Genomic DNA, 12687 nt, shown 5'->3' with positions numbered 1-12687 from the left:
CACCGGCATCCGGCGTGCCAGCGCAGCGGGGCGCCGCCCGGGCGGCGCCCCTCCCGCGTCAGTCCTCCTCCGCGTCAGTCCTCGTCCGCCGTCAGCCGCAGCGAGATGCTGTTGATGCAATACCGCTGATCGGTCGGGGTGGCGTAACCCTCGCCCTCGAAGACGTGCCCGAGATGCGACCCGCACCGGGCGCACCGCACCTCGGTCCGCACCATCCCGTGCGAGCGGTCCTCGATCAGCTCGACCGCGTCGGTGTCCTTCGGGTCGTAGAAGGACGGCCAGCCGCAGTGCGACTCGAACTTCGTGGTGGAGGTGAAGAGTTCGGCGCCGCAGGCCCGGCAGGAGTAGACGCCCGTCTTCTTGGTGTCGGTGTACTCACCGGTGAAGGCGGGCTCGGTGCCGGCCTCGCGCAGGACGGCGTACTCGGCCGGGGTCAGCTCCGCGCGCCACTGCTCGTCCGGCTTTTCGATGTCGTACGACATGAGTCCTTGCCCCTCACTTCGACAGGCGGTCCAGAATGACCGGGCCCAGGTCCGTGACATCGCCCGCGCCCATGGTGAGAACGAGATCACCGGGCTTCGACATTCCCGCGATCAGCGAGGACACCGCGCTCTTGTCGTGCACCGGCGTCACCTCGGCGCCCGCCGCTCGGGCCGCCTCGATGATCAGCTCGCTGGTGACACCGGGGATCGGGTCCTCGCGGGCCGGGTAGATGTCCAGGACCAGCGAGGAGTCCGCGAGGGCGAGGGCCTCGCCCATCTCCTTGCCGAGCTCCTGGGTGCGGGAGAACAGGTGGGGCTGGTAGACGACCAGGATCCGGGCGTCCCCGGCGGCCGCGCGCATCGCCTCCAGGTCGGCCGTCATCTCGGTCGGGTGGTGGGCGTAGGAGTCGATGACCTGGACACCCGCGGCCTCGCCCTTCAGCTGCAGCCGCCGCTTGACGCCCGTGTAGGCCGCCAGCGCCGGGGCCAGCTCGGCGGCCGGGATGCCGAGCGCCGCGCCGGCGGTCAGCGCGGCCACCGCGTTGAGCGCGTAGTGGCGGCCCGGGACCGAGACCGTGAAGGTGAGCTCCTGGCCGTCCAGAACGACGGTGACCTGGCTCTTCAGCCCCTGCGCCAGCACGGACAGCACCCGTACGTCGGCGTCCTCCGCCTCGCCGTACGTCACCACCCGCACATCCCGCGCCGAGACCCGCCGGGTCAGCTCCCGCGCCCCGTCCTGGTCGGACGAGATCACCAGCGTGCCGCCCTCGGTGATGCGGTCCGCGAACGTCTCGAAGGACTCGTAGATCTCGTCCATCGACGCGTAGTTCGCGTGGTGGTCGAGCTCGACGTTCAGGACGATCGCGACGTCGGGCGCGTACTTGTGGAAGCTGCGGTCCGATTCGTCCGCCTCGGCGACGAAGATGTCGCCGTCGCCGTGCAGGGCGTTCGAACCGGGGACGTCGAGGTCACCCCCGATGGCGTACGACGGCCGCAGCCCGAGCTCGCTCAGGGAGACCGCCAGCATCGACGTCGTGGTCGTCTTGCCGTGCGTACCGGCGACGGCGATCGGACGCAGCCCGTCCATCAGCGAGGCGAGCGCGTCGGCCCGGTGCACCACCGGAACGCCCAGCTCGGCGGCGCGGGCCAGCTCGGGGTTGTCCTGCCGGATCGCCGACGACACGACGACACAGGTGGCGTCGTCGGCGAGGTGCTCGGCCGCGTGCCCGATGTGCACGGTCACGCCGAGGGCCCGCAGCGCCTCGGCGGTCCCGGACTCCTTGGCGTCACTGCCGGCCACCTTGGCCCCACGCTGCGCGAGAATCTTCGCGATCCCCGACATCCCGGCCCCGCCGATGCCGATGAAGTGCGGTCGGTCCATGGCGTGGGGAATGCCGGGTGCCATGCGTGTTCTCCCAGGAGTGCGATACGACGGTGAGGCCCCAGCCTATGGGGTGGGGCCGCGGACCTCGCGCACCGGACGCCGCGAACCGTGCCCGTCTACGCCTTGCTGTGCGAGAACAGCTTCAGCACCGGCACCCCCACCTTGTGCCGAGCCCTGGACGCCCAGTCCCGATGGAAGAACTCCTCCACGTAGTGCGGGTCGGTCAACACGATCACCTCGTCCGCGCCGACCTCGTCCACCACCGCTCTGAGCGCGTCCAGCGGATGGTCCTCCAGAAGCCGCCCCTCGGCCTCGGCCCCGGCCGTGCGCAGAGCCGTGAGCGACACCTCCAGCGCCCGCTCCCCCGTGCTCAGCGCCTCCTGCCCCTCCGGCGTGTTCCCTTCCCGGACCGCCTCGTCCAGTTCGCCGAGCGCGATGTCGTCGATGGCGCGCAACAACCTGTCGGCCTGCTCACCCCGCGGCTGGAGCAGCACATGGAACGAGACCTGCTCGTCCCCGTGCAAGGTGGTGACGAACTCCACGTCGGCGGACGTCAGGGCCTTCTCGATCATCAAAACGCTTGTGAACACCGGGCGCCCCTTCTGCGGAAACCATCCTGCCCCGTGCTCGCACGGGGACTGCGAGTTTTAGTGTGCCCGTCGGACGTTAAACGGAACGGTGGATTCCGCCGTTTTCAGGAGCACGGCAGTCATAGAACCCATTTCCGAGCCGAACTAACCTCACGTCCGCCGGTAGCGGCTGAACAGGAAGCCGTTCTCCTCGAGCAACGACACCAGCTCGAACCGTTTCGGAACCGGCACCGACGGCCCGCCGGCGATCCGCTGGGCGTCTCCCGCGGTGAGCATCGGGGAGATCGTCAGACAGAGCTCGTCGAGCACTCCGGCGGCCACCAGCTGCCCGAGCAACCGCGGCCCGCCCTCGGTCAGCAGGCGGGTGTGGCCGAGCTCGGCGAGGGCCTGGACGGCACGTACGGGGTCCACACCGACGCCGTCACCGGCGATCACCACCTGCGCGCCCGCCTTCTCCGCGGCCGCGACCCGGTCCGGGGCAGCTGCGGCCCCCGTGAGGATGAGGGTCGGCACCAAGGGCGAGGTGAAGAGCGGAAGGCTGTAGTCGAGGTCGAGGCCGGCACTCACCACCGCGACGGCCGGCGCGGGCCCCTGCCCGGCCGCCTCGCGCGCCTGAGCGAACTCTTCACGCGCGCGTGCCGGACGGTACCCCTCGAGGCGTACCGTTTCAGCGCCGACGATCACCACGTCCGCCAGCGCCCGCAGCGTGCCGAAGATCCGCATGTCGGTCGCGGTGGAGATCGGCTGCGAACGCCCGTCGTGCTGGGCCGCCCCGTCCAGCGTGGACACCATGTTGGCCCGCAACCAGGGCAGCCGCCCGTCGGCCCCCGGCTCGGGATAGGCATACGCGGCGGCGAGCTCGGCGAGGCTCCACTCACGATCGACGAGATCACCACCCTGGAACCCGTCGCCGCGGCGAGCCCCACGCTCCGGAGCGGCCGGCTCCGCAGCGCCGATGCCCGCCGGACCGTCCCCGGCCGCACCGGAAGCCGCGCCACCCCCCTCGCGGTCTCCCGCGCCACCTTCATCAGGCACCCCGCCAGGAGCACCGTTCCCCGAGCCCCCGCCCGACGCCCCACTCCCGGTCACCCGCACGGACACCCCGGCCGTCGGCCCACCGGCCCCTCGGCCAGGACCCCCCGCCACCGGCCCAGCGGCTCCGGCCGGCCCGCCCTCGGACGCACCGGCCACAGGCCCCCCTCCGGCGGCCCCAGCCCCGTCGTCCCCGGCGGAAACGCCGGAGGCCCTCGCTGCTGTCTCATCGGTCACAGGGAACAGGCGTCGCATGTCATGGAGTGTGGCACGGCGCTTAGCATGGTGACCCGTGTCGTCCTCCACCGCCGCCTCAGGGCAAAGCCCGATAGCCGAAGCGAGCCCGCTGTCCCTGTGCGCCCGTGAGCCGCACGTGCCCGCGGACCGGCTGGTCGCCGAGATGGTGCCGCCGCCCCGCTTCGACTCGGTCCGCTTCAGCACGTACATCCCGGACCCGAACCAGCCCAGCCAGACCGAGGCGGTCGGCGTCCTGGAGACCTTCGCGACCGGGCTCGGCGGTGCACACGCGAGCGGCGCGGGCAAGGCCAGGCGCGGTTTCCTCGGGTTCGGCAGGCCCAAGGCGCCCAAGACCCCGGCGGGCCCCCGCGGCGTCTACCTCGACGGCGGCTACGGCGTCGGCAAGACCCACCTGCTCGCCTCCCTCTGGCACGCCACCCCGGCCGAGCCGTCCCTCAAGGCCTTCGGCACCTTCGTGGAGCTGACGAACCTCGTCGGCGCCCTCGGCTTCCAGCAGACGGTGCAGACCCTGTCCGGCCACCGCCTGCTGTGCATCGACGAGTTCGAGCTCGACGACCCGGGCGACACCGTCCTCGTGTCCACACTGCTCGGCAAGCTGGTCGACGCGGGCGTCGCGCTCGCCGCCACCTCCAACACCCTGCCCGGCAAGCTCGGCGAGGGCCGCTTCGCGGCGGCCGACTTCCTGCGCGAGATCCAGGGCCTGTCGGCCCACTTCCGCGCCCTGCGCATCGACGGCGAGGACTACCGCCACCGCGGCCTGCCCGAGGCGCCCGCGCCGTACTCCGACGAGCAGGTGACAAAGGCGGCCTACGCCACCGAGGGCGCCTCGCTCGACGACTTCCCGCATCTGCTGGAGCACCTCGCCCGCGTCCACCCCAGCCGCTACGGCGCACTGGCGGACGGCCTGAAGGCGGTGTGTCTCACCGACGTCCAGCCGATTCCCGACCAGTCGACGGCCCTGCGGCTCGTCGTGCTCGCGGACCGGCTCTACGACCGTGAAGTCCCGGTGCTCGCCTCCGGACTGCCGTTCGACCAGCTGTTCAGCGAGGACATGCTCAAGGGCGGTTACCGCAAGAAGTACTTCCGGGCGATCTCGCGACTCACCGCGCTGGCCCGCGACGCCAAGGGCCTGGTAACCCAGTAACTCCCCCTGGTCAAGGGGGAGTTCAAGCCAAGCCACCCTCGGATTTCAGGCTCTCTTCAGCTCGAAACGTTAAGTTAACCCTGCAAACAACGTTGCCGGGTTAACGTGTTTCTTGACCAACGGTTGACCAAGTGTTGGCACGTGCATGAGGTGTGGACTGACTGGAGGGGGGCGCATGTTCCGAGGTACGACGGCCCGGACCCCGATTTCGATCCTCGCCGCCGTCCTGCTCGCCCTCCAGTTCTTCGCACCCGGCGCGACCTTCGCACACGCATACACAGCGAGTCAGGCAGAGGCCAAGGCCCAACCCGGAATCAAGCTCTCCGGGAAGGCGTTGCGCGACGAAACCCTCACGTCACGCCACTGCGTCCCGTCGGGTGACGGGGACCCGACCGGTCCACCGCGCACCCGTGACCAACTGCGCTTCGCCGACTCCGGGCCACAGGCGCCCGACCGACCGTTGCTCACCCGGGACTCCGCGTCCGCGCACCAGCCGGCCGAAGCCGGCACCGCGCACCAGCGCACGTCGAGATCCTCGACGTCCCACACTCCGGCGGGGCTTCAGATCTTCCGCTGCTGAGCAGCAGAGCAGTCCCCCCACCCCTGTCATGCAAACCCCGACGCGCCACTGAGGCGCGCCAGGAGGAGTCACCACACATGCAGCCCCTCATCGACAACGCCCGTGCCTTCGGACAGCGCCCTGAGGAGTTCGCCAGGCTGGCCGAAGGGCAGTCCCCGCAGGTCCTGTTCATCACCTGCTCCGACTCCCGGGTCGTTCCGGCCCTGATCACGGGGGCCCGCCCCGGCGAGCTCTTCGAGCTGCGCACCGCGGGCAACATCGTCCCGCCGTACGCCTCCGAGCACCCCACCAGCGAGGCGGCCACCATCGAGTACGCCGTGGAGGTCCTCGGCGTCAGCGACATCGTGGTCTGCGGCCACTCCCACTGCGGTGCCGTCGGCGCACTCGTGCGCGGCGACGACCTGGATGCCGTACCGGCCGTACGCGACTGGCTCTCGCACGCCACCCCGCGCCCGACCGGTGCCGCCGCGGACCCGGAGGTCGCCGAAGGCGTCCAGGCCCATGTGCTGACGCAGCAGCTGCGGCTGCGTTCGTACCCGTTCATCGAGAAGAAGCTGAAGGAGCGTCAACTCACCTTGCACGCCTGGTACTACGAGGTGCACAAGGGCGCCGTGCGCGCCCACAGCGCCGAGACCGACGCGTTCGAGGCTCTGTGATCGGCATGATGACCAAATTCCCTCACCTGCGGCAGGACTTCGCCGCCTCGTTGGTCGTCTTCCTGGTCGCGCTCCCGCTGTGCGTCGGCGTGGCCGTCGCCTCCGGAGTACCGGCCGAGCTCGGGCTCGTCACCGGCATAGTCGGCGGCATCGTCACCGGCCTGATGCGCGGCAGCAGCCTGCAGGTCTCCGGACCCGCCGCCGGCCTGACGGTGCTCGTCTTCGAGGCGGTCCAGGAGTTCGGGCTGCCGGTCCTCGGTGTGCTCGTGCTCGCCACCGGGGCGCTCCAGCTCCTCATGGGCGCCCTGCGGCTGGGGCGCTGGTTCCGGGCCATCTCGGTCTCCGTCGTCGAGGGCATGCTGGCCGGTATCGGCCTTGTGCTCATCGCCGGACAGCTCTACTCGGTCGCGGACGCCAAGGCGCCCGCCTCCGGCGTGGAGAAAATAGCCGGACTGCCCGGGGCGCTCACCGAGGCCCTCGGTGACACCGGGGCACTGGCCTCGATCGGTCTGGGCGCCGGCACGATCGCCGTCCTGGTGCTGTGGAAGCGGCTGCCGGGCAAGGTGCGCACGATTCCCGGTCCGCTCGCCGCGGTCGGGCTGGCGACGCTGGTCGCCGCCGTGTTCTCGCTGCCCGTGGCCACCGTCGAGGTCAAGGGCCTGCTGGGCTCCATCCAGCCGCCGTCCCTGACCGCCTTCGGCGAACTCGCGACCGTCGGCGTGCTGGCCACGATCGTCGCCTTCACGCTCATCGCGTCGGCCGAGTCGCTGTTCAGCGCCGCGGCCGTGGACCGGCTGCACGACGGGCCGCGCACCCAGTACGACAAGGAGCTGATGGCGCAGGGCGCGGGCAACGCGGTCTGCGGAGCCCTCGGCGCGCTGCCGATGACCGCGGTCATCGTGCGCAGCTCCGCCAACGTCCAGGCGGGCGCGAAGACGAAGGCGTCCCGAGTCATGCACGGCGTATGGCTGCTGCTGTTCGCGGCGCTGCTGCCCGCCACGCTGGCACTGATCCCGATCCCCGCGCTGGCGGGCATCCTGGTCCACGCGGGCTTCAAGCTGATCCCGTTCCGCGGGATCGTCTCCCTGTGGCGGGGTCACCGGGGCGAGGCGCTGATCCTCGTCGTCACCGCCCTGTCGATCGTCACGGTGAACATGTTCGAGGGCGTCCTGATCGGTCTGGCCCTGTCGATCGCCAAGACCGCCTGGGAGGCCTCGCACGTGAAGCTGGAGGTCATCGACAAGGGCGCCGGACCGATCCAGGCGTACCTGTCGGGCAACGCGACCTTCCTCAGGCTGCCGAAGATCCTCGACAGCCTGGAGGCCCTGCCGCAGGACCGCCCGGTCGAGCTGGACCTGTCCGGACTGCACCACCTCGACCACGCCTGCCGTACGGCCCTGGAGAGCTGGGCCGAGCGCCTTCCCCACGTCTCGACCTCGCTCGAAGCGGGAGGTACCCCCACCACGGCCGGTACCGACCCGGTACGGGTCACCGCGCCCTGACCGGCGTACGACTCCAGGTGGCGGACGCCCCCTGGTGAGGTGTGATCCATCGCCCGGTGTCCGGTCCGGGGCCGTCCATGGCCCCGGACCGGACACCGGGCATATCGTTGCAGAACATACCGTTACAGGAGCGTACGGATCGGACCTCTCGGCGAGGAGGTCGCCATGGTCGAGGAACTGCTGGGTGCGGCCGCGGGTGTCGCAGCGGTGGGGCTGGTGTACGTCGCGGCCGCCGCGCGGGTCGTCAAGCAGTACGAGCGCGGGGTGATCCTGCGGCTCGGCCGGCTGCGGGGCGCCGTACGCGAGCCGGGGTTCACGATGATCCTCCCGGCCGTGGACCGGCTCCACAAGGTCAACATGCAGATCGTGACGATGCCCGTGCCCGCCCAGGAGGGCATCACCCGCGACAACGTGACCGTGCGGGTCGACGCGGTCGTGTACTTCCAGGTCGTGGACGCGGCGGCCGCGATCATCAACGTCGAGGACTACCGCTTCGCCGTCTCCCAGATGGCGCAGACCTCGCTGCGCTCGATCATCGGCAAGAGCGATCTGGACGACCTGCTGTCCAACCGCGAGAAGCTCAACCAAGGCCTGGAGCTGATGCTCGACAGCCCGGCGATCGGCTGGGGCGTGCAGATCGACCGCGTCGAGATCAAGGACGTGTCCCTGCCGGAGTCCATGAAGCGGTCCATGGCCCGCCAGGCGGAGGCCGATCGGGAGCGGCGGGCCCGGGTCATCAACGCCGACGCCGAACTCCAGGCCTCCAAGAAGCTGGCCGAGGCCGCGCACCAGATGGCCGACGCACCCTCCGCCCTCCAACTGCGGCTGCTGCAGACGGTGATGGCGGTGGCGGCGGAGAAGAACTCCACACTGGTGCTGCCGATCCCGGTGGAGTTGCTGCGGTTCCTGGAGCGGGGCGCACAGCCACCGCAGGACCGCACGGGCCAAGCGGCCACCGAGCAGGCGTCCGTTGCCGAGTCGGCCGCCGTCCCTGACCCTGACGCCCTCACCGAGCCGATCACCATCGAGGACTCCCCGGAACCCCCGGCCGAGCTGTTCGCCGAACCCCCCGCGGAACCCCCTGGCCAACCGCCTCTGAAGTGACACACGCTACGCGCGTGGTTCACGCGACTCGCGCCAGGTGATAGACACGGCGGGATCAAGTTCCTGTCCGCCAGCAGGAAGGTTTCCCCACCATGTCCGCAACACGACGTCAGGTGCTCGCCCGCTCCGGCGCCCTGGGTATCGGCATCACCTTCGCCGGGTCCCTGTCGGAGCTCTTCACAGGTACCGCCGCCGCGCAGACCCTCGGCCACACCGGATACGGCCCCCTGGTCCCCGACCCCAAGGGCCTGCTCGACCTGCCGGAAGGATTCCGCTACCGGGTCCTGTCCCGCGAGGGCGACCAACTCCGCTCCGGCGAGGGCCCGGTCCCCTCCAACCACGACGGCATGACAGCCCTGCCCGGCGCCCGCGGCCGCGTCCATCTGGTCCGCAACCACGAGAACCGCAACACGGCGGCCGTGCCCGTCCCGACGGTCCCCGGCCTCACCTACGACCCGCAGGGCAAGGGCGGCTGTACGGCCCTGACCCTGGACTCCCGCAACCGCGTCCTGTCCGAGCGCGTCGCCATCGCCGGTACGGCCGTCAACTGCGCGGGCGGGCCCACCCCTTGGGGCACCTGGCTGACCTGCGAGGAGACCGAGGACAAGGCCGGCACCAACGGCTACACCAAGGACCACGGCTTCATCTTCGAGGTCGACCCGGCGAACCCGCACCGCTCCGGCGCCGTCCCGCTGACCGCGATGGGCCGCTTCCAGCACGAGGCGATCGCGGTGGACCCACGGCGCGGCGTCGTCTACGAGACCGAGGACGCCTTCGAGCGCCCCTTCGGTCTCTTCTACCGCTTCCTGCCGCACGCCCCGCACGGCGGCCTCGGCTCCCTGCGCGCCGGCGGCCGGCTCCAGGCGATGCGTGTCCCGGGCGTACCCGACCTCTCCTCGATCCAGGAGACGGGGGCGACCTTCGAGAACATCGAGTGGGTCGACGTACCGGACCCGCTCGCCGCCGAAACCCCCATCCGCCACCAGGACTTCGGCCCGAAGGGCATCACCCACGCGCAGAAGCTGGAGGGCTGCTACTGGGGCGGGCGCTGCGTCTACTTCGTCTCCTCCTTCGCCCGCAGCGCGGAGGGCTCGGCGGCGGACCACTACGGCCAGATCTGGCGCTACGACCCCACCGAGCGCCGCCTCACCCTCGTGATCGTCTTCGGTCCGGACAGCGACCTCCAGCTCCCCGGCGAGTCCCCGGACAACATCTGCCTCGCCCCCAGCGGCGGCCTGATGGTGAGCGAGGACGGCAACGGCGCCCAGCACGTGTTCGGCGTGACACGGCGCGGGGAGGTGTACGCGATGGCGCGCAACGCGCAGAACCTGGGCACGCCGCAGGAGCCCGAGTGGGGCGAGTTCGCCGGCGTCACCTTCGCGCCGGACGGCGAGACGATGTACGTCAACTGCTACACGCCGGGGACGACGTTCGCGGTGACGGGCCGCTGGCGCAGGTAGCGCCCCGTCCCTCGAACGAGCGGAGGTCTCCTCTCCGGAACGTCCTCTAACCTGTGCGGCATGAACGCACCGGGGGATGTCGTCGACGGCCGTTTCGAGCTGGTGGAGCGGCTGGGCAGCGGAGGAATGGGCACCGTGTGGCGGGCTCGCGACACGGTGCTGCACCGCGAGGTCGCGCTCAAGGCGGTCCGGTCGGACGCGGACACGGTCGGTGTGATGCGCGAGCGGGTGCTGCGGGAGGCGCGGGCGCTGGCCCGGCTCAGTCATCCCCATGTGGTCACGGTCCACCAGATCGTGGCCGCCGACCCGCATCCCTGGATCGTGATGGAGCTGGTGCCGGGCGTCTCACTCCAGCGGCGCCTGGACGACGGCCCGTTGACCCCGGCGGAGGCGGCCCGCGTCGGCCGCCAGGTGCTCGCCGCGCTGCGGGCCGCGCACGCGGCGGGCATCCAGCACCGGGACGTCAAGCCCGCCAACATCCTCCTGCGCCCCGACGGCGACGCCGTCCTCACCGACTTCGGCATCGCCGCCCTGCAGGGCACGACGGCCCTCACGATGACCGGCGAGCTCGTCGGTTCGCCCGAGTACATGGCCCCCGAGCGGATCCGGGGCCGCGACGACGACCCCGCCGCCGACCTCTGGTCGCTGGGCGTGGTGCTGTACGTGTGCGTGGAGGGCGTCAGCCCCCTGCGCCGCCCCACCACGCTGGCCACCCTGGCCGCCGTACTCGACGAGCCTCTCCCGCCGCCGACCCGCTCGGGCTCGCTGACTCCGGTGCTCGACGCCCTGCTGGTCCGGGACCCGGCGGCACGTCCGGACGCCGCCCGGCTGGACGCGATGCTGGCGCAGGTGGAGGCCGGTACGACTCCGTACTGGGCACAGCCGACGCTGACCGCCGCCGCGCCGCCCGCGCCTGCGCCCCCGACGCAGCTCGACACTCCCCGGCCCACGGTTCCGCAGCGGATGCCCGAGCCCCGGCGCCGGGGGCCCCTAGTGGTGGCCGCCACCGCAGGGCTCGCGGTCGCCACCGCGGCGGCTCTCGTCCTGCTCGCCCTGCGCCCCGGCGACACCGGCGGCGACGACAGGACCCGCGCCACCACGAACCCTCCGGTCGCGGCGTCCAGCCCCACCCCGGCGAAGCAAGAGCCGACGCCCTCGCCCAGCCCCACCACGAAGACGCCCACTTCCACGCCTCCGACCACGGCCGCCACGACCGACGGCCGCTGGATCGCCCAGCTCCACTCCGAACCCGTCAGCGCGGGCACCGCGGCCCGGGACAAGCGGCTCGCCACCGTCCGCCAGTCGGTGCCGGAGGCGGCGGTCCTGCGCAGCGACGAGTACGCCTCCCTGCGCCCCGGTTACTGGGTGATCTACGCCCCCGGCCCCTTCACCGACGGCCGCGCCGCCCTGGCCTTCTGCGCCGAGCGCGGCCGAACCTCGGTGAGCGCCTGCATGGGCCGCTACCTGAGCACCGACGCGGCCGATTACGGCCTCCAGTGCCGCCCTCCGGCCGCCGCGCCGACGGGCACCTGCACACGCGCCGACTGAGACGGCCGGGCCCGCCGGGCGGGTGATACGGGCTCGGCGCACCCATCGACGTACCGAACGAGTCGTTTAATCCTCATATCTTCATGCGGTGATCAGATCCGCACGCCGCGTCACCACCGTCTGCGCCCTGGGCGCGGCGCTCAGCGCGCTCGCCGCGTGTGCGCCGCACGAGGCGACCCGGGCTCCCCGGCCGGCGCCCAGCGCCACCGCCCGCGTCTCCCCCATGGCCGGGCCGCCGACCCTCGCCCCCGGCCCCGCCGGTCTGACGCCCGTCTTCGAGCACGGTCCACGTGGCCGGGACAAGGCCGTCGCGCTCACCTTCGACGCCGACATGACCGCGGACCAGGGGCCCCGGGCAGCGCGGGGGGAACGGTTCGACAATCCGGGACTGGTCGCTGCGCTGCGGGAGCTGAAGGTGCCCTCGACCGTGTTCATGACGGGGCGATGGGCCGAGGAGTACCCGAGCCAGGCGCGGGCCATCGGGCGGAACCCGCTGTTCGAGGTCGCCAACCACTCCTACAGCCACTACGCGTTCACCGAGGACTGCTACGGACTGCCGACGGTCGGCGAGGAGCGGATGCGGGTGGATGTGGAGCGGGCGTACGCGGCGTTGCGGAAGGTGGGAATCCGTGACGCGATGCCGTACTTCCGGTTTCCCGGCGGCTGTTACGACCGGCGCGCTCTGAAGGCGCTCAGCCCGGTCGGGGTCACCGCCGTGCAGTGGGACGTGGTGAGCGGGGACGCGTTCGCGACGGACGCCCGGGCCGTCGCCCAGGAGGTGCTGGACGGGGTGCGGGCGGGGTCCGTGGTCGTCCTGCACTGCACGCTCAGTGCCGCTCCGACGACCGAGCGGGTGGTCCGCAGCGTCGTACCCGAGCTGCGCGACAGGGGCTTTCGGTTCGTGAAGGTGTCCGAGCTGATCGGGGCGGCCGGCGGCCGGGCCTGAT

At 71.6% G+C, this 12687-nt stretch carries 12 protein-coding genes; 8 read left to right on the top strand and 4 right to left on the bottom strand.

Going from position 1 to position 12687, the window contains the following annotated elements; genetic code table 11:
• Positions 1-74: 74 nt before the first annotated feature.
• The 4 genes from msrB to ACWGDB_RS15485 form a co-directional block, all read right to left on the bottom strand.
• Positions 75-482: a peptide-methionine (R)-S-oxide reductase MsrB gene (gene msrB / locus ACWGDB_RS15500; protein WP_453822914.1), complete on the bottom strand. Its 408-nt coding sequence runs from the start codon at positions 480-482 to the stop codon at positions 75-77.
• 13 nt (positions 483-495) lie between these two features.
• Positions 496-1887 (bottom strand): UDP-N-acetylmuramate--L-alanine ligase, encoded by a 1392-nt coding sequence (gene murC, locus ACWGDB_RS15495; RefSeq protein WP_453822913.1) that lies wholly within the window; start codon positions 1885-1887, stop codon positions 496-498.
• Positions 1888-1982: 95 nt separating this feature from the next.
• Entirely contained in the window at positions 1983-2456 is a 474-nt protein-coding gene (locus tag ACWGDB_RS15490; RefSeq protein WP_453822912.1) for an indole-3-glycerol phosphate synthase, read from the bottom strand.
• Between the two features lie 150 nt (positions 2457-2606).
• A complete protein-coding gene (locus ACWGDB_RS15485; protein ID WP_453823026.1) occupies positions 2607-3413 on the bottom strand; it encodes a pyrimidine reductase family protein in 807 nt (268 codons plus the stop codon).
• 367 nt (positions 3414-3780) lie between these two features.
• On the opposite strand from ACWGDB_RS15485, the gene zapE reads away from it, so the two are divergent.
• The 8 genes from zapE to ACWGDB_RS15445 all read left to right on the top strand — a co-directional run bounded on the left by zapE (position 3781) and on the right by ACWGDB_RS15445 (position 12686).
• Positions 3781-4890 carry a cell division protein ZapE gene (gene zapE, locus ACWGDB_RS15480; protein ID WP_453822911.1) on the top strand — a complete coding sequence of 370 codons (1110 nt, stop codon included), beginning with the start codon at positions 3781-3783 and terminating at the stop codon, positions 4888-4890.
• 175 nt (positions 4891-5065) lie between these two features.
• Positions 5066-5470, top strand: coding sequence for a hypothetical protein (locus tag ACWGDB_RS15475; protein ID WP_453822910.1), 405 nt, complete (start codon positions 5066-5068; stop codon positions 5468-5470).
• 77 nt (positions 5471-5547) lie between these two features.
• Positions 5548-6126, top strand: a complete 579-nt coding sequence (locus ACWGDB_RS15470) for a carbonic anhydrase (RefSeq protein WP_453822909.1) — start codon at positions 5548-5550, stop codon at positions 6124-6126.
• Between the two features lie 5 nt (positions 6127-6131).
• Complete coding sequence (locus tag ACWGDB_RS15465) at positions 6132-7628, top strand: SulP family inorganic anion transporter (protein WP_453822908.1); 1497 nt, start codon at positions 6132-6134, stop codon at positions 7626-7628.
• 165 nt (positions 7629-7793) lie between these two features.
• Positions 7794-8732, top strand: a complete 939-nt coding sequence (locus ACWGDB_RS15460) for a slipin family protein (RefSeq protein ID WP_453822907.1) — start codon at positions 7794-7796, stop codon at positions 8730-8732.
• Positions 8733-8824: 92 nt separating this feature from the next.
• Complete coding sequence (locus ACWGDB_RS15455; protein ID WP_453822906.1) at positions 8825-10192, top strand: PhoX family protein; 1368 nt, start codon at positions 8825-8827, stop codon at positions 10190-10192.
• Positions 10193-10252: 60 nt separating this feature from the next.
• A complete protein-coding gene (locus ACWGDB_RS15450; protein WP_453822905.1) occupies positions 10253-11740 on the top strand; it encodes a serine/threonine-protein kinase in 1488 nt (495 codons plus the stop codon).
• A gap of 88 nt (positions 11741-11828) precedes the next feature.
• Positions 11829-12686 (top strand): polysaccharide deacetylase family protein, encoded by an 858-nt coding sequence (locus ACWGDB_RS15445; protein WP_453822904.1) that lies wholly within the window; start codon positions 11829-11831, stop codon positions 12684-12686.
• Position 12687: the final 1 nt, after the last annotated feature.

The sequence above is a fragment of the Streptomyces sp. NPDC055013 genome, from assembly GCF_053608645.1.
Note: the sequence above shows the minus strand (reverse complement) of the source record. Positions and strands in the feature narration are given on the sequence as shown.

Excerpts from the sequence above, each read along its gene's own strand:
- msrB (WP_453822914.1), bottom strand. The coding sequence starts at position 482 with ATGTCGTACGACATCGAAAAGCCGGACGAGCAGTGGCGCGCGGAGCTG.
- murC (WP_453822913.1), bottom strand. The coding sequence starts at position 1,887 with ATGGCACCCGGCATTCCCCACGCCATGGACCGACCGCACTTCATCGGC.
- ACWGDB_RS15475 (WP_453822910.1), top strand. The coding sequence starts at position 5,066 with ATGTTCCGAGGTACGACGGCCCGGACCCCGATTTCGATCCTCGCCGCC.
- ACWGDB_RS15470 (WP_453822909.1), top strand. The coding sequence starts at position 5,548 with ATGCAGCCCCTCATCGACAACGCCCGTGCCTTCGGACAGCGCCCTGAG.
- ACWGDB_RS15465 (WP_453822908.1), top strand. The coding sequence starts at position 6,132 with ATGATGACCAAATTCCCTCACCTGCGGCAGGACTTCGCCGCCTCGTTG.
- ACWGDB_RS15460 (WP_453822907.1), top strand. The coding sequence starts at position 7,794 with ATGGTCGAGGAACTGCTGGGTGCGGCCGCGGGTGTCGCAGCGGTGGGG.
- ACWGDB_RS15455 (WP_453822906.1), top strand. The coding sequence starts at position 8,825 with ATGTCCGCAACACGACGTCAGGTGCTCGCCCGCTCCGGCGCCCTGGGT.
- ACWGDB_RS15450 (WP_453822905.1), top strand. The coding sequence starts at position 10,253 with ATGAACGCACCGGGGGATGTCGTCGACGGCCGTTTCGAGCTGGTGGAG.